Annotated in this window: 25 protein-coding genes and 1 pseudogene; all 26 read left to right on the plus strand. The window is 41.6% G+C overall.

Going from position 1 to position 23,052, the window contains the following annotated elements:
- The first annotated feature begins 226 nt into the window (after positions 1–226).
- The 26 genes and pseudogenes from A9G10_RS03265 to A9G10_RS03380 all read left to right on the plus strand — a co-directional run bounded on the left by A9G10_RS03265 (position 227) and on the right by A9G10_RS03380 (position 22,827).
- Positions 227–1,024, plus strand: coding sequence for a transcriptional regulator (locus A9G10_RS03265; RefSeq protein ID WP_065558252.1), 798 nt, complete (start codon positions 227–229; stop codon positions 1,022–1,024).
- A 401-nt stretch (positions 1,025–1,425) separates the two neighbouring features.
- Positions 1,426–1,665 (plus strand): AsnC family protein, encoded by a 240-nt coding sequence (locus tag A9G10_RS12570; RefSeq protein ID WP_143425941.1) that lies wholly within the window; start codon positions 1,426–1,428, stop codon positions 1,663–1,665.
- Complete coding sequence (locus A9G10_RS03270) at positions 1,658–2,080, plus strand: hypothetical protein (RefSeq protein WP_065558253.1); 423 nt, start codon at positions 1,658–1,660, stop codon at positions 2,078–2,080. The genes A9G10_RS12570 and A9G10_RS03270 overlap by 8 nt, the downstream gene beginning before the upstream one ends.
- A complete protein-coding gene (locus A9G10_RS03275; protein ID WP_065558254.1) occupies positions 2,077–2,352 on the plus strand; it encodes a hypothetical protein in 276 nt (91 codons plus the stop codon). Before A9G10_RS03270 ends, A9G10_RS03275 begins: the two co-directional genes overlap by 4 nt.
- A complete protein-coding gene (locus A9G10_RS03280; protein WP_065558255.1) occupies positions 2,353–3,948 on the plus strand; it encodes a portal protein in 1,596 nt (531 codons plus the stop codon).
- The gene (locus tag A9G10_RS03285; protein ID WP_143425942.1) at positions 3,938–4,168 is read left to right on the plus strand and encodes a Bbp19 family protein; all 231 of its coding nucleotides are present in this window, start codon (positions 3,938–3,940) and stop codon (positions 4,166–4,168) included. The genes A9G10_RS03280 and A9G10_RS03285 overlap by 11 nt, the downstream gene beginning before the upstream one ends.
- Before the next feature lie 2 nt (positions 4,169–4,170).
- Positions 4,171–5,076, plus strand: coding sequence for a hypothetical protein (locus A9G10_RS03290; RefSeq protein ID WP_065558257.1), 906 nt, complete (start codon positions 4,171–4,173; stop codon positions 5,074–5,076).
- Positions 5,077–5,286: 210 nt separating this feature from the next.
- Positions 5,287–6,186 (plus strand): phage capsid protein, encoded by a 900-nt coding sequence (locus tag A9G10_RS03295; RefSeq protein WP_065558258.1) that lies wholly within the window; start codon positions 5,287–5,289, stop codon positions 6,184–6,186.
- Between the two features lie 14 nt (positions 6,187–6,200).
- Complete coding sequence (locus A9G10_RS03300) at positions 6,201–6,764, plus strand: hypothetical protein (RefSeq protein WP_065558259.1); 564 nt, start codon at positions 6,201–6,203, stop codon at positions 6,762–6,764.
- Between the two features lie 3 nt (positions 6,765–6,767).
- Entirely contained in the window at positions 6,768–8,780 is a 2,013-nt protein-coding gene (locus tag A9G10_RS03305) for a hypothetical protein (protein ID WP_065558260.1), read from the plus strand.
- A complete protein-coding gene (locus A9G10_RS03310; protein WP_065558261.1) occupies positions 8,777–9,229 on the plus strand; it encodes a GNAT family N-acetyltransferase in 453 nt (150 codons plus the stop codon). Before A9G10_RS03305 ends, A9G10_RS03310 begins: the two co-directional genes overlap by 4 nt.
- Position 9,230: 1 nt before the next feature.
- Positions 9,231–9,704 carry a hypothetical protein gene (locus tag A9G10_RS03315; protein WP_065558262.1) on the plus strand — a complete coding sequence of 158 codons (474 nt, stop codon included), beginning with the start codon at positions 9,231–9,233 and terminating at the stop codon, positions 9,702–9,704.
- Positions 9,704–11,830 (plus strand): hypothetical protein, encoded by a 2,127-nt coding sequence (locus tag A9G10_RS03320; protein ID WP_065558263.1) that lies wholly within the window; start codon positions 9,704–9,706, stop codon positions 11,828–11,830. The genes A9G10_RS03315 and A9G10_RS03320 overlap by 1 nt, the downstream gene beginning before the upstream one ends.
- Positions 11,827–13,368, plus strand: coding sequence for a hypothetical protein (locus A9G10_RS03325; RefSeq protein ID WP_065558264.1), 1,542 nt, complete (start codon positions 11,827–11,829; stop codon positions 13,366–13,368). The genes A9G10_RS03320 and A9G10_RS03325 overlap by 4 nt, the downstream gene beginning before the upstream one ends.
- A complete protein-coding gene (locus A9G10_RS03330) occupies positions 13,368–15,845 on the plus strand; it encodes a hypothetical protein (protein ID WP_081298994.1) in 2,478 nt (825 codons plus the stop codon). The genes A9G10_RS03325 and A9G10_RS03330 overlap by 1 nt, the downstream gene beginning before the upstream one ends.
- Positions 15,845–16,162, plus strand: a complete 318-nt coding sequence (locus tag A9G10_RS03335; RefSeq protein ID WP_081298996.1) for a hypothetical protein — start codon at positions 15,845–15,847, stop codon at positions 16,160–16,162. The genes A9G10_RS03330 and A9G10_RS03335 overlap by 1 nt, the downstream gene beginning before the upstream one ends.
- A complete protein-coding gene (terL, locus tag A9G10_RS03340; RefSeq protein ID WP_065558266.1) occupies positions 16,155–17,810 on the plus strand; it encodes a phage terminase large subunit in 1,656 nt (551 codons plus the stop codon). Before A9G10_RS03335 ends, terL begins: the two co-directional genes overlap by 8 nt.
- An 11-nt stretch (positions 17,811–17,821) precedes the next feature.
- Entirely contained in the window at positions 17,822–18,136 is a 315-nt protein-coding gene (locus A9G10_RS03345) for a phage holin family protein (protein ID WP_065558267.1), read from the plus strand.
- Entirely contained in the window at positions 18,133–18,576 is a 444-nt protein-coding gene (locus A9G10_RS03350; RefSeq protein WP_065558268.1) for a D-Ala-D-Ala carboxypeptidase family metallohydrolase, read from the plus strand. Before A9G10_RS03345 ends, A9G10_RS03350 begins: the two co-directional genes overlap by 4 nt.
- Complete coding sequence (locus A9G10_RS03355) at positions 18,573–19,061, plus strand: lysis system i-spanin subunit Rz (protein WP_065558269.1); 489 nt, start codon at positions 18,573–18,575, stop codon at positions 19,059–19,061. Before A9G10_RS03350 ends, A9G10_RS03355 begins: the two co-directional genes overlap by 4 nt.
- On the plus strand, positions 19,061–19,804 hold the full coding sequence (locus A9G10_RS12885; RefSeq protein ID WP_065558270.1) for a phage tail fiber domain-containing protein: 744 nt from the start codon (positions 19,061–19,063) through the stop codon (positions 19,802–19,804). The genes A9G10_RS03355 and A9G10_RS12885 overlap by 1 nt, the downstream gene beginning before the upstream one ends.
- A 40-nt stretch (positions 19,805–19,844) precedes the next feature.
- Positions 19,845–20,015 (plus strand): annotated as a pseudogene (locus A9G10_RS12975) (collagen-like triple helix repeat-containing protein); the annotation flags it as partial.
- 3 nt (positions 20,016–20,018) lie between these two features.
- A complete protein-coding gene (locus tag A9G10_RS12740) occupies positions 20,019–20,591 on the plus strand; it encodes a phage tail protein (RefSeq protein ID WP_257006719.1) in 573 nt (190 codons plus the stop codon).
- A 4-nt stretch (positions 20,592–20,595) separates the two neighbouring features.
- Positions 20,596–21,015 carry a hypothetical protein gene (locus tag A9G10_RS03370; protein ID WP_065558272.1) on the plus strand — a complete coding sequence of 140 codons (420 nt, stop codon included), beginning with the start codon at positions 20,596–20,598 and terminating at the stop codon, positions 21,013–21,015.
- 476 nt (positions 21,016–21,491) lie between these two features.
- Entirely contained in the window at positions 21,492–21,824 is a 333-nt protein-coding gene (locus A9G10_RS03375; protein ID WP_065558273.1) for a DMT family transporter, read from the plus strand.
- A 283-nt stretch (positions 21,825–22,107) separates the two neighbouring features.
- Positions 22,108–22,827: an epoxyqueuosine reductase QueH gene (locus A9G10_RS03380; RefSeq protein ID WP_065558368.1), complete on the plus strand. Its 720-nt coding sequence runs from the start codon at positions 22,108–22,110 to the stop codon at positions 22,825–22,827.
- Positions 22,828–23,052 lie beyond the last annotated feature (225 nt).

Here is a 23,052-nt window from a genome sequence, read left to right on the forward strand (position 1 = left end):
AAATTTTAAATAAATCACTGTATAGTTAGCGATGTAATATCATTTTATTAATATGCCCAATGGGCGTAATCTGATGTTGGAGTGAATTTTATACGCCCATTGGGCGTGTGTCAATAATTATTTTTTAGCATTTTGTGCTGTAAAAAAATTGTAAAAATTTTGTTGACACTAACGCCCAACGGGCATATTATTGGAGGGGAATTTATATAACATGGAGATTTTTATTATGAAAATTAATGATCATAATTTGATAGATGACGACGTTTTGAAAAAATTTTGTTCTATCAATTTTACGCAGAAAAAACCAAAAACTATAGATGACGCTCAGGCGGACAGTGATATCGTGAATTTTTTACTATCAAACGGCATTGATTCGGGTTCGAATAATTTTGTTTATTTGAGTTGTTTGTTGGGTCTGGTCAAATACGCAATTATAAAAAATATTAACGATACCAACAGCTACGGGGTTGGTTATGCGGTCGGGACTATTTTTATGGCTAATAGAGCTGTAGGTAACCATGCGCGTAACCGATTGAATGAACTATTTAACGCCAAGCGGCACGGCGATATATTTAAAATTTATTCGAATTATGTCGGTGTAATCGAGGCAATCGCCTACGCTAACAAAAAAATCAACCTATCGTATTTTTGTGACGAAATTTCGTTAATGTGCCGCGAATTAACAGACCCGCCTCCGTTTCACACGATATGGGATTGGGGATTTCATATAGGGTTGGAGTTCAATATTGGAACGAGCGAGTATACGGACGGGGCTGCGGCGAGACACATTGCTGCCGAGGAGGTAAAATCGGTTCGTGAGGATTTTGGACTAACTCAGAAACAATGCGCCGATATGGTTTACGTAGATGTTAGAACGTGGCAAAAATGGGAGTTAGGGGAGAGAAAAATGAACAGAGCGGTGTATCAGTTGTTTTGTTTGAAAACTAAAATCCTATACCCTAAATCACCCGGTCATGCGCGGTGGGTTATAAAATTCGGACAGAGCCTAGAGGATAACAAATAACAATAACACAATAAAACACTCGTCTCTCGCACGCGCGCGCGTTAGGTATCCGTTTCGGGGACGAGGTGCTGGTAAAACAGCCGCCATGATTAGAGCCGAATATTTATATTCTCTATTGGCTGAAAATAAAAATTGACATAACGAGAATATCCGATAATATGGTTTAGACATTAAATAGCAGATTTTACTAGGTATAGCTGTTGTTTTTTGTACTCCATTTTTTTCATGCGCATATTAACCTATGCGCATTTTTTTATATCCAATCATCAGTTAATCACTAATCTAATTTACCCCACCCTGTAATTCACCCATGCACCACACGAAAACGATCGGGATTGTGAACGGCTCGTTGTGTTATAAACACCCTGCAAATTAAAAATATAGCCGAGGACGGGGTGTGAGTGAGGATAGATTGGTCTCGTATAATCAACGATATATTGCGTAGCGATAGCTCAATGACGTTCGAACGAATAGCCCGACGGATAGGGATTAGTAAAACGTCAGTTATACGTATGCGATCGTTTGATATTGAGCCTAAATATTCTACAGGTGTAGCACTAATTGAACAGTGGCGTAAATCAATCAACCACCCTAACGCAACTCCGCCGACGCTATTTAACAGGAGAAAAAACCATGTCTAAACAGCAAACACAACGCATTGAAACTCCCGGCTCGACCAGTGACGAGTTAAATCATTCACAGGAACAGGTAACCCAAATTGAGGACAAAATAAAAACGATTGACGAGGCTATCGCTAAATACCAATTGACCGTTGATAGTGAGACAGCAACAGACGAGGACAAACAGCGAGCGCAGACGTGTATCAATGATTTACTCGATACAAAATCGCTAATCGAAAACTCGTTAGGTGAGGCTACCGCAGCACTGGACGCAATTAAATCACAGGTGCAGACACAGGCGGCACATGCTCGTAATATCGATTTGACAGGCATCAACGTTAATGAACGTAAAAACACCCCTCTCAATTCTCCGGGCGTGAAATTAACAGAACGAGGTTATGTTGTCGGCTCTAAAAACGGGAGTAAAAAATCATGAGCGGTCGAGGAATTGGGCGAGTGGTAGGCAAAATGCTGGGACCAGCCGGTAAAATGGCTAACGAATTGTTAGGAGGCGGCAGCAACGGACCCGCTAAAATTGTTAACAATATCACGCCCCCACAGGATACCGCTCAAGAAGAAGTTGATAAAAAACAGATGGTTGCAAATGCCGCGTTAGCCAGAAAAAAAAATCGTAGTTTGTTATCTACGGGTGCGACAACATCAGATGTCGGAACGGCGCAGGTGGCTAAAAAATTACTAGGTGAATAGATGACCCAGCAGACAGCGGATAAAATTATTGAGCGCTCCAACAAACTGCGCAGTGAGAGAGCGGCATTAGAAACAGTTTGGCTTGACTGCTATAACCATACGTTCCCGATACGGGCGTCGGGTTTGTCGGGTCATGTTTTTAGTGCTGACCAATCCAAAAACAGGGTCGCCGATCTGCTAACCACCGAGGGGACACGAGGCACACGAGATATTGCCTCAATCATTGTTGGAGGCATGACCCCAGCTAATGCGCGTTGGTTTGATTTGGTTATTGACGACGTGGACAACGACGAGGCAGAGGCGCTACAACGAGCGTCTGAAATTATATTTAAAAAAATTCACTCCTCTAATTACGACAGTGAGGCAGTGGAGAGTATGATCGATAATGTTGTCGCCGGTCAATCTGCAACCTATATCACGGATAACGAGGACGGTACGGGATACTCGTTTGAACAGTGGAATCTAGCCGATGTGTTTGTTTCGTCAACGCGTCGGGACGGCGTTATCGATACGATTTATCATTGTTACTCAATGACTGCCGAGCAGGCGGTGACTGAATTTGGTAACGAGGTTAGCGCTAAAATTCAATCGGACGCAGCTAAAAAACCGAATACGATTTACAAATTTATTCACTATATCGCACCTCGTACCGATTATGTGCCGGGGTCGCCGTTTCAACGCGATATGCCGTTTCTCAGCTACCATATTGACGTTGATAATAAAAAAATTATACGGGAGAGCGGATATCATGAGTTTCCCGTGTGTTTCCCTCGCTGGCAACGACAACGAGAGAGCGCGTACGGTGTCGGGCTGGTCTATGATGCGCTGCCCGCTATCAAAGAGTTAAATGAGCTAAAACGGTTAGAAAAGTTAGGTTTAAGTATTGCCGCTGCTGGTATGTGGGTTGCGCAGGATGATGGTGTATTTAACCCCGACATGATGTCTATTGAGGGTGGCGGCATAGTGTTAGCTGCATCAACGGATCACATCAAACCACTGTCATCGTCGAGTAATTTTAATGTGACGTTCTCACAGGAGGATCGATTACAAAACGAGATACGAGCTACATTGATGGCGGATCAACTCCCCCCGATTGATAGTGGTGTACGTACAGCCACTGAGTTTCACGTTAGATTGCAATATCTGCGACAGTTGTTAGGACCCGTTTTTGGTCGGCTCAATTCTGAGTGGTTACAGGTTTTAGTTCTGCGTTGTTTTGGTATAGCGTTTCGTAACGGTTGGATAGAGTTACCGGAAACATTATCAGAACGAGCCTACAACATAAAATATTTATCCCCACTGGCACAGGCGCAACGAGAATCACAAATTGCAGCAATAGAGCGTTTTATTGGGCAGGTTGGCGGTGTTATGCAGATAGCCCCGTCGGCGGTCGATAACATTGATACTGACGAGGCGGTACGACAGTTAGCCGAAAAACAAAATATTGTAGATATTATACGAAATCCGCAGGAGGTAAAAAAATTGAGAGAGGAGAGAGCCAGAGCAGCAGAGGCGCAGGAGATGCAGGCAATGCAAAATCAGATAGGTATGGTTAGCGCAACCGAACAGGCGAGGGCTGATGCTCATGCCAATTAATCAAATTTGTTTTGAATACGAGAAATTATTCGGGTTACCTCAGTCGGCAGGTTTAGAGGTAATGCATGATCTGATGAAAAAATTCGGACACGCCAACGGTGAATTTATTGCAAACGATCCGGGCGGACGAGAAACAGCGTACAGATTGGGGCAGGCATCCGTTATCAAACACATCATTGCTCAAATCAATATAGCAAAAAAAAACACTGAGGAAAAATAAAAATGTTTACAGGAATTAAATATGAATTACAAAATTTGGATAATGTCGGCGGTAGTGATGCTGGGGGGATGGGAGCCGTGTCTACTGACACCACCACGGTGGATAATTCGCTATCTACTGGTGAGGCTCAGGGGCAACCAGCGCCAGAAACTCAACCGTCGATGCTCTCATCGGCTCAAAATGATCAGGCTGGAGAAAATCAGACCACGGATGAACTCCTCGCGTTCCCGGATAAATATACTGTAAAAAACCCGGACGGAACAGTTAACCGCGACGAATCGACCCGTAAACTGTTAGAGGGATACAAACACCTATCTAAAAAAATGGGCGAAACTGGCGGAATTGTGCCAGACAATCCGGACGGGTATAAAATCGATTTCAAACCAGCGGATCTAGGATTACCGGAAAACCTCACCCCCGAAATGGTAAAAAACGATGAGGATTTTAAAAAATTCGCTGAGCAGGCTCACGGGTTAGGTTTTACTAATGAACAGATTAATCTGGTTGCTAGTAAATATTTAGAGGTCATTAATAGTGCGCTGGATCGTCGAGATGAAAATGATATGAACGCCTGCCGAGAGGAATTGATGAAAACGTGGACTAATCAGGGCGAACTTGACGCAGGACTAAAAAATGCCGTGAGAGCGTTTAATCATTTTGCCTCAGAGCAGGATCGAGGGCTGATTGATGTCATAGGGAATAATCCAATAGTGGTACGTCTGTTGGCAAATATCGGGGCTACTATGCGCGAGGATTCACCCGTTAGAAATGCCCAGCCGATGGAATCGAGAGAAACTATTGCATCATTAATGTCATCTGAGGCGTACATGAATCCTAAACACCCCGAACATGATGCCGTGTATCGACAGGTTACCAACTACTACCAACGAGCCGTTGGTGATGATTAAACCGCATAAACCGCTTTTGTAGCGGTTTTTTTATCTCATTTCATTTGGTGCGAAATCGCACCGCGCACAATGTTATATTCAAACCAATTGACCCGATGGCAGTCGGACACTCATAAGACGCACATAACGCCAAGCCGGACGCGTTATGTTTATACAGAGCCGCTAATCTGCGACAACTCTTTATATCGGTTTATATCATAGGATTGCAATATGACATTTGCAGCTAACCAAAATAAAATCACATCCGCGTATGTAACACAGTTTCATGATTCGTTTGAAATTACGTGCCAACAAAAAGAATCACGGTTGTTAAAAACAGTTCACAACCGGGGATCTATTACCGGTAATATGTTTACAATTAACGACATGGGCAACCTCGAAATGCGTGATCGTGTCCGATTTGGTGATACTCAATGGGATTTACCAGATTCAGGGACACGCAGGGTATACCTTGCCGATAAATCCATGGCTGTACCTGTTGACAAAATGGACGTGCCAAAATTGCTCGCCAGTGTACAGGGTCCCTACATGAACGCCTGTTTATTTGCGTATCAACGCGAAGTTGACAAAGCCATCTATAATGCATTACTGGGCGAAATTGAACGCATTAACGAGTACAACGGGAGCGTAACTAAGGTTTCTCTACCTAACACTCAGGTCATTTTGCACAATAACGACGGGATTACTAAATCAAAAATTCTCACAGCTAAATCTATTTTTAGAGATAACGAGTGTGATGAACATAACGGCGAAGAAATTTACATGTTATACGATGCAATTATGATGAGCCAGATATTAAGCGATACAACCTTAACAAGCGCTGATTTTATGAGCTTGCAAATGCTCCAAGAAGGTAAGGTCGGTACTAAATGGTGTGGCATTAATTGGATACCGTACAACAGTCTGAAAGTGAGTGATGACGGTGGTTTGCATAAAAAATCAGTCATGTATACCGGCACTTCAGTGCACTTCGGGCAGGGTTCAGCTTATGACGTAGACATCTCTAAGCGTCCCGATAAAAACAACACGCATCAAATTCTTGTCGATGCCTCATTTGCTGCCGGACGAGCTAACGAACAAAAAGTTGTTGAAATCCAAATCGCAGCATAAACATTAGGGCGCGTATGGCTACGAAAATTTCAATATGTTCTAACGCAGCCCTGTTAGTCGGAGCGGCTCCAATTGCCAATCCGACAGATAACACCACGGCGGCACGATTAACATTCAATTTATATGATCATGTCAGGGATGATTTACTCCGCGCTCACCCGTGGAATTTTGCCACGAAACGAGTGAAATTATCGCCCCTAACCTCGCAACCAGCCTATGGTTATCTGTATGAATACAACCTGCCGGCTGATTGTCTCCGTGTGTTGGGTATTGATTACCCGTTGGTGTCATCTGATTTTAGAATCGAGGGGGGACGTGTTTTAGCTAATACGGATTCATTAAACCTTCGCTATGTGTTTAAAAACGAGGACGTCGCCACGTGGTCCCCCGATTTTGTCGCTGTGGTTACCTATACCCTTGCATCATTAATTGCCTACCCGATAGCTAAATCTGATTCACTCAGACAAACGCTTGAGCAAAAGGTACTGTTTAAAACCCAGATCGCTAAAGCTAATAACGGTCTTGAAAATCCATCTCAACGATTAATTAGTAATCCGTTGATGCAGGCGAGATACTGATTTATGCCTACTCAATTTAGATTTGCTCAAACGTCATTTTCTGCTGGTGAAATATCGCCGGAGATGTTGGGGCGCACCGATACAGCCAAACATCAAAACGGATTAAAAAAATCTGTTAACACGTTTATCTCTCCATTTGGTGGTGCAGTGAGACGGCACGGCTCCAGATTTGTTAGTCATGCCAAATATGCGGATAAAGATGTCATTTTGATTAAATTTGTTTTCAGTGTGGATCAGTCATACATGATCGAGCTGGGTCATAAATATATGCGTTTTTATATCAATAGTCACATTATCCGTGATGACAGGGGCGACATTTACGAAATAGGAACGCCATATAATGCAGGCGATTTACACGATATTAAATATACTCAGCGTCAAGATACGATGTTTTTGGTCCATGAGAATTACCCAATACAGGAACTCAAACGTTATGGCGATCATAATTGGGGGCTCAAAAATGCGGAGTTTGATCCGCCTCCGTTTGAGGAGACCGTACCTACACCAAGAGCGTATTTAAAATTTAACACATCCGATAAAGATGTTGGCAAATCAATATCGGTATCAATTTTTAATGATGACGCCGGAAAGGATCGCTATTACGGATTTACTAAAAATGATATAAGCGCCCGTATTTCGGTTAATAGTGGCGTTCTGCTCATCAACGAGTTAGGCGACGAACGGGATGGGAATTTCTCTACAGCCAAGGGTAGGGTTGTGTATGCGTTATCGTCAACGATAACCGCAATACCGAATTCGTGGACGCTGTTACATCCCTGCTGGTCCGCTGAGCTGGGCTACCCCTCAGCAACCTACCTACATCAACAACGGTTAATCTTTGCGGCATCAAAACGATTTCCGCGTAAAATTTGGATGTCTACCACAGGCAACCCCTACAATTTCGATACAGCGGATAGTAGTGATGATGATGCTCTATCGATCGGTATTGATGACAATCAGGGTAATAAAATAATTCACATAACACAGGATCAGGTATTACTAGCGTTAACCGCCGGTAATGAATTTTCTATTACTGGCGGTTATGAAAACGGCATTAAGCCAAGCAATGTAAACATCAGATTGCAATCTTCTTTCGGCTGCTCTCATGTGCGCCCTATCAATATTGATGCATCAATGCTATTTGTTCAGCGAGCAGGAAAACAATTAAAAGCCGTTTCTAACGGGGGTTATTACGGCACTGAGGTAGAGTGGTCTACGTTATCGGAGATATCACGACATTTATTGACCAGCGGTATAAAAGCCATGACCTACCAGCAAGATCCAAATTCAATGATTTATGTTGTTTGTAATAACGGAAAAATTGCAGCGTTAACCTATAACTCAGAGCAGGAGATTATGGGCTGGGGATCTGTTGAAACCGACGGGGCATACATCTATGCATGTTGTATACCGGAGAAAACGCGGGATGTGGTTTATACCGCTGTTCGTCGCCGTATCAATAATAACAATGTGGTTTGTATCGAAATTTTTGATTCGGAGTTGAATACCGATTGTGGGCTGTCAGGCTATGATGAAAACGGTGCGCGAAAGTGGGGCGGTTTTGAACATCTTAACGGTCATACGGTTTCAGTGGTTGCCGACGGTGTAGTTATGCCTAACATGCCCGTGGTTAATGGGGCTATCCACCTAAATCGTGACGCCAAAAAAATTGAAGTGGGGATCAACTATGAAACACGACTTGAATTGTTGTTTCAGGATTTCCCAACAGCACATGGCACATTGGTTGGATCCCAAGTCACATTGAGCGAGGTCATTTTTAAATTTCATAAAACTATTGGGGCGACGGTCGAGCTATACGGATCGGACAGTGAACAAATATTAACAGCTAGAAAATTTGGTAACAACCTGTTAGACGAAAGCCCACCCGAATTATCAACGTCTGAAAAATTGGATTCACTGGGGTGGGATGTTAACGAAATCAACTTGATTATAAAACAAACACAGCCGTTGCCATTTCATCTTATGGCTGTGTCCTATTTGGTGACAGCAGGATGATTAGAGAAGCAACTTTTTTAGATATACCAGCGGTGTTTGAGCTTTGTAAAAAGGCATACGCGGAATCAAGTAATCATCAACGATTATATGCATGGGATGAAGAAAAAGCCATTTCGTCGTTAAAAATTTTTATTTTGTGTAATGGCGCAACTGTTTTGATTGATGAAAAGGGCGGAGTAATAAGAGGCTTTCTTATTGCTGAATTAACTGCGCCGCTTGGTGGGGTAGATATCATTGCTACTGATGTGGCGTTTTATGTATTACCCGAACATAGAGGATCGTTAACGGCATTCAGGTTGATAAAAAAATATGAATCTTGGGCTAAAAAGAACGGGGCTAAACATATTGAGCTGGGCGTATCATCCGGTATAGATCATGAGAAAACCTTATCTTTATATGCATTTTTAGGGTACAGACCCTTATCGGTTACTTATACAAAAGAGGTGTAATATGTGGTGGTATTGGGCAGCAAAAGGCACAGCAGACGCGGCTAACTATACAGCGGATTTTATAGACTACAAAACGCAAAGCCAGTTATTAAAGGCACAAGCAAAGCTGTATAAAATGAATGCTAAAAGCACGATTTGGGAGGGGCAACAAAACGCCGATAAGATTTCGCGTGAGGGCGATCAGGCTCAAGGGACCGTACGATCGGATTTCGGGGCATCAGGCGTTGATGTTAATGATTCTCAAACAGTAGCCAGTACGCAACGCAGCCTACAGAAGGCGGTTAACGATGATGTTTTTGCAACAATGTATAGTGCGGCAAAAGAGGCTAATCAACAAACCATTAACGCCAAAATGGCTAAATACAATGTAAAGCAACTAAAGAAAGGTTTTATATTCAAGTCCATTGGCACATGGGCAAATAATGCAGCTAATTCTATGTCGGCATCAAGCATGTTAAGCGGAGGAGGCTCTTAATGGCTAAAATCCCAGCATTTGGCAATATACGGCTTGGGGGGAGTAACGCTACACTTCCGGATAGCATCTCAATTGGACCAGGGCTTGGTAAGCTTGGCGATGGCTTAAATGCTATTGCTAACTTGATGCTACAAAAAAAACAAGAGGATGATCAACTTCAATACCAAAAAGCCCTATTGGATTTAGATGAATTTGCTAATGACGAACTTAACAACCCGGAAACCGGCTATTTAAATCTGAAAGGCGAGAATGCCCTTAATGAAGCCGGGAACGTTAACCAACGTTATACCGATAAGATTGCAGAAATTAGGGAAACGTTGCGAGGAAATAGTTATTTAAATAAGTTTGATCTCCAAACCCAAGACATGCATATAGCCTATAACCGGCAATTGATGATGCATGAAAGCAGGGAGCAAGACGCGCTCGCTGCTAATACTATTCAATCAAGTATCAATTTAGCCATGTCTAATGCCGAAGGCTTATATAACGATAATACTTCGCTTCGCATGGGGTTTGATAATTTGCTGTCACGTATTGATGAGTTTTCTCATGAGCGCGGAGTGCCTAATGAGGTGCGCCAACAACAACGAGAACAAATTACACAACAATACTACTCATCGGCATTAGATGGGTGGGTAGCGCATACCGAAATAACGAAGGGTAGTTTTTCGGCGCTTGCTGCAAACATGAAAAAATCGTATGCATACAACCAACTTACCGAAACGAACAAAGCTAAGTATATGCTCAAGGTGGATAGTCTAATAAGACATCAAGGTAATGCAAATAGGGATAGCTTAAGCCTTGATTTGACAAATGCTAAGGCGATGCAGGAAAGGGGTATTGTTGCTCCCGACATTCCACTTAGCCGATTCAATACGGTTTTTGGGGAAAAAGGACAACAAGCATATGACGCATATCAAGATGGTCAAACGTTAGCGCGTAATATCAATGCAATGAAAAGTATGCCGAGCAAGGATCTTTTAGCTTTTACCCAAGAAGAGGATATCTTGCAAGGGGATAAGACATTATCAGATTTGACCGCAGATCCAAGCGCCACTAACTTTGCTCAAAGGCTAGAGCTGCAAAAAACGAGGGCGAGGGCGGCAGCAATATTATTAGATAAACGGCGTAAAGATCCTATTGCAGCGGCACAGCAAGCGGGCGAAGTAAATGATCTGGAATATACACTGGAAAGTTTGCGAGCGCGCGTGGTACAGGCTAACCGAATCAGTAAAGATTATGGTACTGAATTACAAATCTTTTCAAATGCGGAGGCGGATAATTTAACACGAGTATTAGAAGATGCGGGTGCGGATCAACAGTCTCAATTTTTGAAAGTTTTTTCAGAGGCAACCGACGATGATAACAATGCGTATAATGCCATTTTGAAGACTGTAGGTTTAGAAAATCCCGGGTTTGCTCTTGCTGGTGAAATGCTTAATAGCCCGGCTGGGCGAAGTGTTGTTGTTGAAAAAAACATATTTACAGCTAATGAAGTAAGGGATCGGCAGACGGTTGCGAACTTTATATTGAAGGGAGCCGATGCGCTTAAACCTTCTAAAAAAGGTGATCCGTCTATCAAGGACATTACACTACCGCCTAAATCTCTTGAAGAGTTTGATAAATTGACGGGTGAGTTTTTCGCTGACGTTCCGAAAGTTAGACAGCAAGTATACAGTGCTGCGATGAGTTACTATGTAGGTAAATCCATCTCTCAGGGAAATTACGCAAACACTCGTGAAATAGACCCCGATCTTTTAGAGGAATCAATTAACGCAGTAGCAGGCGAAACATCGAGAAAATATAACGTACGTATGCCGTGGGGAATGGATGAGGATACTTTTTCAAATCATATAGAGCAACAGTACGATGCAATTGCAGTCAAAAATGGGTGGGTAGAATCTGAAACGTTAACAAAATATCTTCATGACCCACACGATCCGTATAGGCTAACACGCAGGCAGTTAATTGACCGATTTCGGTTGATACCATCAAACACTAACGGCTTACCAGATGGTCGTTATTTTCTCAAGGCTGGTAACGGATTTTTGAGAGATAACAACGGCTTACCCGTCATTATTAATACATTACAACCCTATCGTGAAATAAAGAGCATACCAGAATGACATTTAAACAACTATACAATGAAGCTATCGCTAACGGTGTTGATTTTTATGATTACACTCCCACCCTGTCAGACCACATTTGGAACGGAGCCAGATCGGCATTATCCGGGGCGTACGTCGGTTTATTAGCCAAACCCTCTACGGTTTTAGGTGGGGCAATGGTTTATACGATGGAGAAAATCGACCAATTAACGGATCAGCCTACTGATAGCGCAGTAACACAGTACCTAAAAAATTCGCTGGCGGACACAGTCAAACATACCCAACTCATGCAAGAGACTGCTCAAAATTCCGGGATGTTATCCGCAACATTATTTTCTGCGTTTGATGTGATCAGTTCATTTGTGGGACTGGGTAAATTTGCCAAATCAACGGGAGGAACGGCATTATTAGCTGGTGGCATACAGGGGTATGCAGATTATGAGGCTGGATTGTCTGAAGGTTTGGATAATCACACCGCGGCACAAAAAGCGTTTGTACATGGCGGTTCAATTGCATTAGGTGGGTATATGCCCATGACAATGGGCTTTCGGTTCACATCAGAAATGAAAAGCTTTATAAATGCGCAGACTAAACTGTCGAAAACCTATGCCTATGGCAGGCTTGCACTAAAGGACATTATGTATACCACCGGGGCGAATGTTGCTACTGGCGCAGGTTATCGGGGATTTACTCATGACATATTGGCGTCGAACGGTTATCACGAAATGGCATCACAGTACCACGCGCTGGATACTGAGGCAATAACTGTTGATGCAATACTGGGCATTTTCTTTGGTGGTGTGGGTAAATTCGCTGAAATCAAACAGCAACGATATTTAGATGCTGCTCTCGCTAAAAACAATCAATTGCACCAAAACGATGCGGCTATGGGTGTGCCGTCAGATATCGAATCTCTAAATATGCATGATAAAGCCTTTAATAAGGCGTTTGATGACATGATCAATGATCGCCCTGTTGATGTGTCTGCTATTCTAAGCGATGGTCGATTTATTATCAAACACGATGTTGATTGGCAAAATGCACTAACCCAAGCCATTGTTAAACATTTTCCCGATGAAGCTATTTATTACACAAAAAACGGAACACCTATACCCGGCAAGATCATTGATGAGATTAAAACCGAAATAACAAACAAGCCTAAGTTAAGTCGTCGAGACAAACAGGATATTGCTAATTTAAATAACGGCATAATACCGAAACATTTAACCCAAAAAGTCATGGATAAAACCGGTCTTAAAGCTAGCGACATTTCCGAATCTTTCGATATTTACCAACGTCAAGCCGAGGTTAGCGATATTGAATTTGAATCTATGCGCCAAAATGCGACCTACGATGATCAATCAGGGGGGGATATTGTCAGTCAGATCCTTAAAGACAATCCCAACATGCATATCAATTATTTGGATGAAAGCGGCAATGAAATAATGATAAATGCCAAAGATCTTATCGAATCAATAGATCGGGATATTGAAAAAACTAAATCAGATAAAAAACTATATGACGCTGCTGTGGCGTGCATATTGGGGAGCATATAATGAAAAGATGTTATCAATCCGTTATTAATGCCGCATCGGGGCGTAATTTAAGCAAGGCAGAAATTCAAAATATATTTGACAATATTTTTAAAAATCAGGAATTGTTAGCGAGAAATAATCCCGACTGGCACACCTACTCCGCCGAGGAACGATTGCGACAGGCTGCGGAATATGGGGTTAATGAAGCCCTGCATCAACAGGAATTAAAACGTCAGCGAGCCGCATTAACTATTATGTCCCGTAATCGAATTGATAAACAAATTAATGATATGGTGAATAGAGGCGATGCTAAAAATCATATTGATGCCCTCAATCGATTATTAGCCTATCAGCCCGATAATAAAACCGGGTTTCAGGCTATGGACACACGGGCTAACTCAACCAAGAATATGTTTCTGGGTCCATTGCTGGCTGAAATGGATGAAGCAGGGCTGTTAAGTTTGTTTGAAAAAGAAGGACAAATAAAAGATCTTGTCCGAGAAATGTATGGAGAGAGCACCGGCAACGAAGGCGCAAAAAAAGCCGCCGAGATATGGGCTAAATCCGCCGACCAGCTCAGGCGAGCATTTAATAACGCCGGCGGTGATATTGGTAAATTAGATAACTGGAGCCTGCCACAGGAGCATTCACAAATTAAATCGGCAAGAGCGGGATTGGATCAATGGCTGGACGATATATTACCCGAAATAGACCGAAACAAATATGTCAAATCTGATGGCGAGCTGATGAACGATGATGAGGTTAAAACGCTATTTACTGCTATTTACGATACCATTTCAACGGGAGGAGTTAATAAACTCCAGGCATCAGGTCAAAAGCGCTCCAGCATGACGGCTAATAGACATGGTGAATCTCGTCAAATTTTTTTCAAAGATGCTGATAGCTTTATGCGCTACCATGAAAAATACGGTGACCGAGGCATATTTGATATTATGGTGGGGCATATAACTAGTCTCAGTCGTGATATTTCTGCTATAGAAACATTCGGACCCAATCCAAACTTGACATTTAGATCGATATTGGAGGATGTCACCCAAAAGTCAATTTTGGCGAACAGGGTTAATGAAGGCAAGTTGAAAAACTATGCGAAAAAAACTAGCGATCTTTACGACTTTGTAACGGGTAACTACAAACCCATTGCCAGCTCACTAATAGCTAGATTTTTTGACAGTCTACGTAATCTTCTCACTGCGTCACGATTAGGCAGTGCAGCGATCACAGCCATCACGGATCAGGGAACATTATTATTAATGGCCATAACTAATGGTATGGCTCTTGGTCCGATGTATAAAGCCATGTTATCGTCGCTTAACCCATTTAATCAAAGAGATAAACGTTTCGCTCTACGCAACGGGTTTGCGTTGGAAAGTGCGTTATCCAGCATGAATCGGTGGAGTATAGATAATATGCAAACTAATTGGACGAGCAAGGCCGCATCGACCGTGTTACGCCTGTCAGGATTAATGAAAATTTCCGACGCCGCAAAAGAAGGGTATGCCGCCTCGATGATGTCATCGCTTGGCCATGTCGTTAGCTCAAATAGCGATTTAGCTATGTTAACTAAAACCAGTAAATTTGATGCCGAATTGATCAGGCGGCATGGCGTAAGCGAAACCGATTTTAACGTGTGGAAACAAGCCAAGCTAGATACACATGCAGGGGTTAAAAACTTATTAACACCCGAAAGTATTATGGCCATCAAAAATGAAAAACTGGCCCACCTTGGAGATCCGGAAAAAATTAAGTTTGATGCAACCCGGAAACTTATCGGTATGTTGGCGGAGGAGGCGGACATGGCGGTAATTACGCCGGGGACCCGTGACCGTTTACGAACAGGGGCAGGATTACAACGCGGTACTGCAAGCGGAGAAATCGCTCGCTCTATAGCACAGTTTAAGGCGTTCCCTTTTGCCTTGGTCGCCAGAATGTGGGCGCGAGGTAATGCACTACCCAATCGATTACAAAAATCGTATTTTGGCGGTGCTTTGCTTTTAGCTACAACATTATTCGGTGCAGCCGCATTACAGTTGAACAATATTTTTTCAGGCAGAAAACCGCAAGATATGAGTGATACCAGCTTCTGGATCGAGGCTATGCTTAAAGGTGGGGCGCTTGGTGTTTTTGGGGATTTTATCTTTTCCGATAAAAATAGTTATGGTGCAACTATGGGAGAAATGGCGATAGGTCCGTTAGGGTCAAGCTTAGCCCAGTTAGCCGATCTAACGTTAGGTAATACCAGACGGGCATTATCGGGTGAGGACACTCATGTGGGCGCGGATGCAGTCAGATTTGTTAAAGGGCTTACACCGGGCGCTAACCTTTGGTACACAAAGGCGGTAACCGATCATTTGTTATTTAACCAATTACAAGAGGCAGTTAGTCCGGGGTATCTCAAAAAATACACCAAACGGCAACAGTCCACGTATGGGCGTGAGTTTTGGTGGCGTCCCGATGAAGTTATACCGGGAGCGAAATAATGAATCAGATTGAGCAATTAAAAAAATTGTCAGAAAAAATGATAGATGTAGTTATTGCTGAGGCTGATCCAAGCACTTGGGCTGGTGCAAATAAAACTCTTGACGAAATGACCGATCAGGAACGAGGGGATCGCTATTGGTGCAAAAAAAATGCGAATCAGGCTATCACCACCGCTGTTAAATTAGAAACATTGATCGCATTATGTGAACGTAAAAATACGACGCCCAATACTGAGGTTGTGCAGAATGTAGAGAGTAAAATTATTCAGTTTGAGAATGCGGCAAAAAAACGATTGGAGCGTTTAGGCATTGGGTAAAATTTCATTTCCGGCGTTTCTCATGATGTGGAATGAACACCTAAATCGAGACACACCGGATTGTCATCTTATAATGGCTGATTGGTTAAATAAATTTGCACCTGTTAAGGTATTGTTATGTCATCGAGGTATTGGCAAATCAAGCACGCTGGCACCCTATAACGCATGGCGATTTTATAATGATCCTAATTTTCAGATTATGCATCAATCGGAATCCGATCCATCTGCCAGAAAAATAAGCCGGGCAACGCAAAGTATTTTGCGTAGGCACCCATTAACAAAAGGCATGATCCCCTCCGGCAAAATGGATGTGGAGCGTTGGAACATTAACGATGTTGATACGCTATCCGATCCGTTGCATAGTAGCATGTTGGCAAAAGGGGTGTTGTCAAATGTAACAGGGTCACGTGCCGATCAAGCGCAAAATGATGATGTCGAAGTGCCACGAAACATTGCAACCCCAGAACTTAGGGAAAAGTTACGCGATCGTCTGGATGAGCAAACCCATATACTCAAACCGGGAGGAGAAAAGCTTTTCATAGGGACGCCACACACCTATGATTCATTATATGTCGATTATGAACGCAAAGGGGCGGATGTATTAACCATTCGTCTTTTCTCTAGCGAAGAGCGTCTTACTTGCATAAAAGCTGGTGAAAGATATCGTATCGGTTTTAAGGCTGAATATGTTTTTATTGGAATATATGAGACTGCCGAGTTATTAGAGGAGACTGTACATTATAGTGTAGAGGGAGAATATATTACTTTTGGCGCCGATTATAATGGTATCATCGATTGTTATGCTGGGGTGTCATGGGCTGAGCGTTTTACGCGTGCTGATATTTTAATCCGTCGTCGTGAAACGCGTACAATAAACGCATGGGATAGCCAATATCAACTACATGCAAAACCTATCACAAAGAAACGATTAGATCCTGATCGTATTCGGCTTTATGATGTCGAGCCTCACATTATCGATGCTAACGGCGAAGTGACTATGATGTTAGGCAACACCCGAATAATAGGCGCGTCTGCGGTGTGGGACCCGTCAGCCGGTAAAATCAAATCAGATGCGAGCGCATTTAGCCTGTTGTTTACGGATGCCTCAGGGCATTTGTATTGGCATGTCTGCGCAGGGTTAAAAGGCGAGATTGCGACTTTTGAAAATGAGCGACTTGATGGGGGGCGAATAAACGGCGGGCAGGTAATGCAGATTTGTGATTATGTTGCTAAGTATAGTATTCCGTCTGTCATTATCGAAACAAATGGCATAGGGGGGTTTGCACCTACCCTGTTAAGGCAGGCGCTAAAACTTCGCGGTCTGAATTGTGGGGTTATTGAACACCATGAAACCCGTAACAAACAAATTAGAATTTTGGAAGCATTAGACGCTCCGCTACAATCGCGGTTCTTGTGGGCGCATGTGAGTGTCGCCGATAAAGACACCTGTCCAGCATTTGATCAGATGCGGGACTTTAACCCCGAAATTAAAGATCAGCCAGATGATTATATCGATTGTTTGGCTGGTGCGGTACTCAACACGCCAATACGAATTGCTAAATCAGTGCAAAAACGCACCGGAAAATCAATTAGTATTGGTGACTGGCGACCTAATAGCGGTCAATTAAAAGCAAAAATAAATTATTAAAGAGCAAATCCATGCCAATTAAAGATCCGGATAACATTAAATGGACAGTTATCGTATATTTATTTCTCGTCACAACATTAGGTTCATTGGCGAGTTACTGCTATCACATTCTAAATGGTGACAAATTTCGAATAGGGACATTAATCTCTCAGATATTTATTTCAACATTTGCCGGGGCACTGGTGGTGCTGGCTGCCAGCTTTTTTAATTGGGAGTTTGAACTCGCCGGCGGTGTTGCCGGTTTAGCTGGTTGGTCGGGTGCAAATTTAATTAAAGCACTTGAGGAGCGGTTGATAAAGAAAGCTAAAGGAAACAATGAACAATGAAACTAACCGAACATTTTAATCTTGACGAATTTACCCGATCAACAACAGCGGAGCGGTTAAACATCGACAATACGATCCCGGAAGAATTAATGAATAATATTCAATTGACAGCCCGCAAGTTGGAGGAGGTACGAACAGCATTGTTAGGGCGATCTGTTATTATCACATCCGGGTATCGTTGCCCTAAATTAAATGCCTGTGTTGGTGGCGTGTCTACGAGTGCACACACCCAAGGCTTAGCCGTTGATTTTCGTTCACCATTCGGCACACCGAAACAAATCTGTCAACGATTGATAGATGCCGATATACAGTTTGATAAGCTTATTCAGGAGCATAATCAGTGGGTTCATATCGGGTTTAGTCCAACAAACAATCGTCAAATCGTCCTAACAGCGATTAAGAATGATGGTAAAACAATTTATAAAAACGGGCTGGTATGAAAGAGAAACTTACACTGATTTATAAATTATCGCCGTTGATCTTAGCATGTATTACTATCATGGCGTTATATTTTTCCTATCACTGTTGGCTAAATGAAAGGCGTGCCGTGATTAGAGCAGATAGAGCAGAAGCTAAGCATGAAAAATATTTGTCAGACAACAACGAGGTAAAAAAAATTGAATCAAACATTATTGAGGCAATAAAAAATGGGTATGCTAAAACAGATGCTTTGCGCAATGATATTGATAACGGTCTTGTCGAGTTGCGCATCAAAGTTGAATCCGTCGAACGAGATAGTACCGCCACCGGCGATATTGCTAACAAAGCCCTACGACTTGCAAGATCTGTTGAACAAGATTATTACCATCTCACCAATGCAATTAGATATAACCAAACCCTAATTGAGGGGTGGCAAAAATATTATTGCGGTGAAATAGCGCCAAAAAACAATACATTATTTATGTGTGAAAAACGAGGTGATTAATGGCTGTATCTGTCCAACAAATTATTTTCGAATACCGAGCGGACGGGAATACACGGCTTTTCCCGTTTCTGTGTCGTGTGATTCGTGAATCCGATTTGTTTGTAACTGTTGATGACCACCATGTCAACAACTATATAATAACCGGAATTAATGAAGAGCGAGGGGGCAATGTGATTTTTGACGTTCCTCCTCAACAGGGAAGCCGGGTAATACTGTTTCGTCGAGTTTCACTACTTCGGGAAACAGAATACCAAACTAATGGGGATTTTATCGCCTCAACCGTCAACAGCGACTTTGATCGCATATGGCAGGCATTGCAAGGTACAGATGCTGATATTCGTTGCGCATTGCTGCACCCCCTCAGTGGTGGGGCGTATAATGCTGAAAACCGAAAAATAGTCAATCTGGCAAACCCACAGGGTCCTCAGGATGCAGTAACGAAACGCGTATTAGATGATTATTTTGTGTCATTACATAATCAAATAACACAATTAGATTATCTACAAGGACCGCCGGGCGCTCAAGGTCCACAAGGTATAAGGGGTCCAAAGGGAGATAAAGGGGACAAAGGGGATAAAGGAGATAGGGGTGATCGTGGTGAAAGCGGCGTTATGACCCCCATTAATAACGGCTACATCGCTTTTTCAATATCGGACGGAGGAGATTTATTATTGCGTTGTGCTGATGGAGATAATCCTCCCAATTTCTCAATCGTCGATGGTGATTTAATATATACAGTTTAGGATAATAAATATGAGTAAAGTAATAAATTTAGGACGAGTTCGCGGTCTGGATGGTCCACAGGGTCCGAAAGGTCCGCAAGGCGAACAAGGCGAACAAGGACCACAGGGAATACCCGGACCACAAGGGATACCCGGACAGCGAGGTCCCGAAGGTCCGCAGGGTCCGCAGGGGGAAAAGGGCGATCCTGGTCCACAAGGAATACCGGGACCTGCCATCCCTTTAAGCTCCGCTTTAGATAACGATTCAATAACCACAGCCGCCACCTCTCGTGCTGTGAAAATTTTAAACGAGCGAGTTAATCCGATATGCGACCATATTTATGTGGCTAATGATCGGGAGCATGGACGTACTGAGATGTCATCAGAAAACCGAGAGGCATTTTTACAGGTTCGTAATGATGGATCGTGTGGGGTTTGGTATACCCCAAAAAATGATTGGGCATTTCTATTTGATCGAGATGGCAAGCTCATACGGGGCAGTGTCCCATCATCAGGGTTAGGGGTTGGTCAACGTTGGTATGAAGTCACAAGAGATCGGTTGTCTGAAGCAACATACACGAATAATACAGGAAAGCCTATTATGATTAACATTACAGTTAGTCGCCCGGCAAATTCTTATAAATCGCGTGTGCCTATAATTATAGACGATTGTCGTTTTTACAACCACGGAGGGAATGACAAAGGACTAAAAGCTGGCGAAAGTTTTTCAACTTCATTGATAATCCCGGACGGCTCATCGTATAAAACTGAATGCGAGAATATAATTTATTGGGCAGAATTGAGGTGACCACATGAAATACTATAAAAGCGCTGATAACCAGATATTTATATACGAAGATGATGTAATCGCCCCACCAGAATATACCCCCATTACGGCAGCGGTTGCTAAGTCAACGCTGTTAGCAACTGCTAAAAAACGGTTGTTAGAGGAAATTAAAACTGTGCCGTATACCATTAGCAGATTCCAGATGATGGCTATATTAATGGTAACAAAATCGTCTGAGGGTAAAACGTTATACGAAATTATTGATGATCATTTGAAAAATCAGATCGGCGAAAATGACGCGGCAATATTGCTAAAAACAGCGTGGGATACACTCCCCGATTTTGATCGGGATTCTGCTATTGTCAAAACCGTTCAACAGGTTTTAAATTTATCAGATGGTTTTGTAGATGATATATTTAGAAAGGCGCACGTGTTAGCAATGTAAAGAATGATAATGTAAATGTAAATGATATTTTATTGGTGTGGTGATAAAATTGATGAGTAAATTTGAAAGGATTATTGATAGGATAATTTAGAGTGTGTGACACATTTGTGTCGTAAATAATATAAAATAAACTAAAATAATGTTAAAACTTTACATTTTCCGGGGTGGCTAACCTCTATAGTTTATTGATTTATATTAATTTAATGGTTTATTGATTTTCCAGAATTCGACACTCTTAATCAATTGGTCGCGGGTTCGATCCCCTCACAACCCACCATTTAATATTCCTTTTTCATAATTTTCTAGCTTTGATAGCTTTCAAGTTTACCTGTTTGTTCAAATTAGCATGATGAAATGAAACCATAATTAAGCTTTAATATTATTGATTAAGGTGTGATAGGTTAATAAAACATCAAAACGTTAAGGTTTTAGACTTAACCAATAAATTTGTTTTTCAAATGACTATAGGTACTATTATGAATGCATATCTTTATCTTTTTTTCGCTATTATTTGTGAAGTTATCGCCACATCTTCATTAAAATTATCGAATGGGTTTACCCATCTTATCTATTCTATTATTACAATTGTTGGTTATAGCGCATCATTTTATATTCTTTCCTTAGCATTAAAAACCATTCCCGTAGGTATTGCCTATGCAATTTGGTCAGGAATTGGTATTGTGCTTATCAGTTTAATTGCTTGGATCTTTATGAAACAAACTTTGGATTTAGCGGCAGTAATCGGTATGGGATTTATCATGTTTGGGGTAATTATTATAAACTTATTTTCTAAAGTATCAGGGCACTAATATTATTTATCTCGATTTTGAGATGAATAATTATTCAGTTTAACAGATTGTTTTTCATTAAGATAACCAATAAATAAGGATAGTTAATTGACTAATCTTCACGTTTAAGGACTTTTGAGTTAAAGCGCGGTATTGACGTCATAATTAGATTGTCAAAAAGTTTTGGTTATTACCTTTGTTTCAGTATAAAAAATTACATACTAAGCTTGAATGGTTACGTTTATCGCTATATCATAGCGCAGCTTTAAAAGACTTTAATCATCAAAATTATAAACGAGTCATCATGTTAATTAATGCTAAAAATATACTGGAAAAATTAAATCCTCATAACAAAATCAATTACGATTCTGTTTTACAAGAAGTCATTGCGGATTGGCAGCAAGAAGCTGTTCGCCCTAAATTATTGATTCATAGTTGCTGTGCACCATGTAGTACCTATGTTTTAGAGTATTTAGCGCAGTATGCTGATATTACTATCTATTTTGCCAATTCGAATATTCATCCAAGAGTTGAATATGAACATCGTAGTTTGGTTCAACAAAAATTCATCAACGATTTTAATCTGAAAACAGGGCATAATGTCCAGTTTTTAGAAGCGCCTTACCAACCGGCAGAGTTTGTTAAACAAGTTGGGCATTTGCGTGATGAACCCGAAGGAGGAGAGCGTTGTCATCTCTGCTATAAAATGCGGTTAGATTTGGCAGCGATTAAAGCGCAAGAATTGGGATTTGATTATTTTGCGAGTGCATTGACGTTAAGTCCTAAAAAAAATAGCCAAAAAATCAATCAACTGGGTTTTGAAATTCAAGAAATTTTTTCGGTGAATTATCTCCCTTCCGATTTTAAAAAAAATAATGGTTATAAACGTTCTATCGAGCTTTGCAAAGAATATGATGTTTATCGACAATGTTATTGTGGTTGTATTTTTGCTGCTAAAGCGCAAGGTGTCGATTTAAAAAATGTTATCGCGATCGCCAAGCAGGGATTAGAAAAAATGAGTTAATCCATATTATTATCCTCATTAAAAGACGCAAAAAAATAGTTAGTTACTTCATACCATTAAAAATGGTTGGTAGCTAACTCTTTTCTATATTAGGGATTAAATCAATAGGATTTCAAAAACGCAACTTTAAAACAAGATATTTTTTAACCAAATTGATTAAAAAGAAGTAAGATTCGGCTATAATTATTACACATAAAAAATAAAGCGATATTTATTATATCGATT

Source organism: Gilliamella sp. wkB308 (assembly GCF_001690185.1).
Classification (GTDB): domain Bacteria; phylum Pseudomonadota; class Gammaproteobacteria; order Enterobacterales; family Orbaceae; genus Gilliamella; species Gilliamella apicola_I.

What these genes read in the sequence shown, in the direction of transcription:
- A9G10_RS03265 (WP_065558252.1), top strand. Translation starts at nt 227, where the DNA reads ATGAAAATTAATGATCATAATTTGATAGATGACGACGTTTTGAAAAAA.
- A9G10_RS03270 (WP_065558253.1), top strand. Translation starts at nt 1,658, where the DNA reads ATGTCTAAACAGCAAACACAACGCATTGAAACTCCCGGCTCGACCAGT.
- A9G10_RS03275 (WP_065558254.1), top strand. Translation starts at nt 2,077, where the DNA reads ATGAGCGGTCGAGGAATTGGGCGAGTGGTAGGCAAAATGCTGGGACCA.
- A9G10_RS03280 (WP_065558255.1), top strand. Translation starts at nt 2,353, where the DNA reads ATGACCCAGCAGACAGCGGATAAAATTATTGAGCGCTCCAACAAACTG.
- A9G10_RS03285 (WP_143425942.1), top strand. Translation starts at nt 3,938, where the DNA reads ATGCCAATTAATCAAATTTGTTTTGAATACGAGAAATTATTCGGGTTA.
- A9G10_RS03290 (WP_065558257.1), top strand. Translation starts at nt 4,171, where the DNA reads ATGTTTACAGGAATTAAATATGAATTACAAAATTTGGATAATGTCGGC.
- A9G10_RS03295 (WP_065558258.1), top strand. Translation starts at nt 5,287, where the DNA reads ATGACATTTGCAGCTAACCAAAATAAAATCACATCCGCGTATGTAACA.
- A9G10_RS03300 (WP_065558259.1), top strand. Translation starts at nt 6,201, where the DNA reads ATGGCTACGAAAATTTCAATATGTTCTAACGCAGCCCTGTTAGTCGGA.
- A9G10_RS03305 (WP_065558260.1), top strand. Translation starts at nt 6,768, where the DNA reads ATGCCTACTCAATTTAGATTTGCTCAAACGTCATTTTCTGCTGGTGAA.
- A9G10_RS03310 (WP_065558261.1), top strand. Translation starts at nt 8,777, where the DNA reads ATGATTAGAGAAGCAACTTTTTTAGATATACCAGCGGTGTTTGAGCTT.
- A9G10_RS03315 (WP_065558262.1), top strand. Translation starts at nt 9,231, where the DNA reads ATGTGGTGGTATTGGGCAGCAAAAGGCACAGCAGACGCGGCTAACTAT.
- A9G10_RS03320 (WP_065558263.1), top strand. Translation starts at nt 9,704, where the DNA reads ATGGCTAAAATCCCAGCATTTGGCAATATACGGCTTGGGGGGAGTAAC.
- A9G10_RS03325 (WP_065558264.1), top strand. Translation starts at nt 11,827, where the DNA reads ATGACATTTAAACAACTATACAATGAAGCTATCGCTAACGGTGTTGAT.
- A9G10_RS03330 (WP_081298994.1), top strand. Translation starts at nt 13,368, where the DNA reads ATGAAAAGATGTTATCAATCCGTTATTAATGCCGCATCGGGGCGTAAT.
- A9G10_RS03335 (WP_081298996.1), top strand. Translation starts at nt 15,845, where the DNA reads ATGAATCAGATTGAGCAATTAAAAAAATTGTCAGAAAAAATGATAGAT.
- A9G10_RS03345 (WP_065558267.1), top strand. Translation starts at nt 17,822, where the DNA reads ATGCCAATTAAAGATCCGGATAACATTAAATGGACAGTTATCGTATAT.
- A9G10_RS03350 (WP_065558268.1), top strand. Translation starts at nt 18,133, where the DNA reads ATGAAACTAACCGAACATTTTAATCTTGACGAATTTACCCGATCAACA.
- A9G10_RS03355 (WP_065558269.1), top strand. Translation starts at nt 18,573, where the DNA reads ATGAAAGAGAAACTTACACTGATTTATAAATTATCGCCGTTGATCTTA.
- A9G10_RS12885 (WP_065558270.1), top strand. Translation starts at nt 19,061, where the DNA reads ATGGCTGTATCTGTCCAACAAATTATTTTCGAATACCGAGCGGACGGG.
- A9G10_RS03370 (WP_065558272.1), top strand. Translation starts at nt 20,596, where the DNA reads ATGAAATACTATAAAAGCGCTGATAACCAGATATTTATATACGAAGAT.
- A9G10_RS03375 (WP_065558273.1), top strand. Translation starts at nt 21,492, where the DNA reads ATGAATGCATATCTTTATCTTTTTTTCGCTATTATTTGTGAAGTTATC.
- A9G10_RS03380 (WP_065558368.1), top strand. Translation starts at nt 22,108, where the DNA reads ATGTTAATTAATGCTAAAAATATACTGGAAAAATTAAATCCTCATAAC.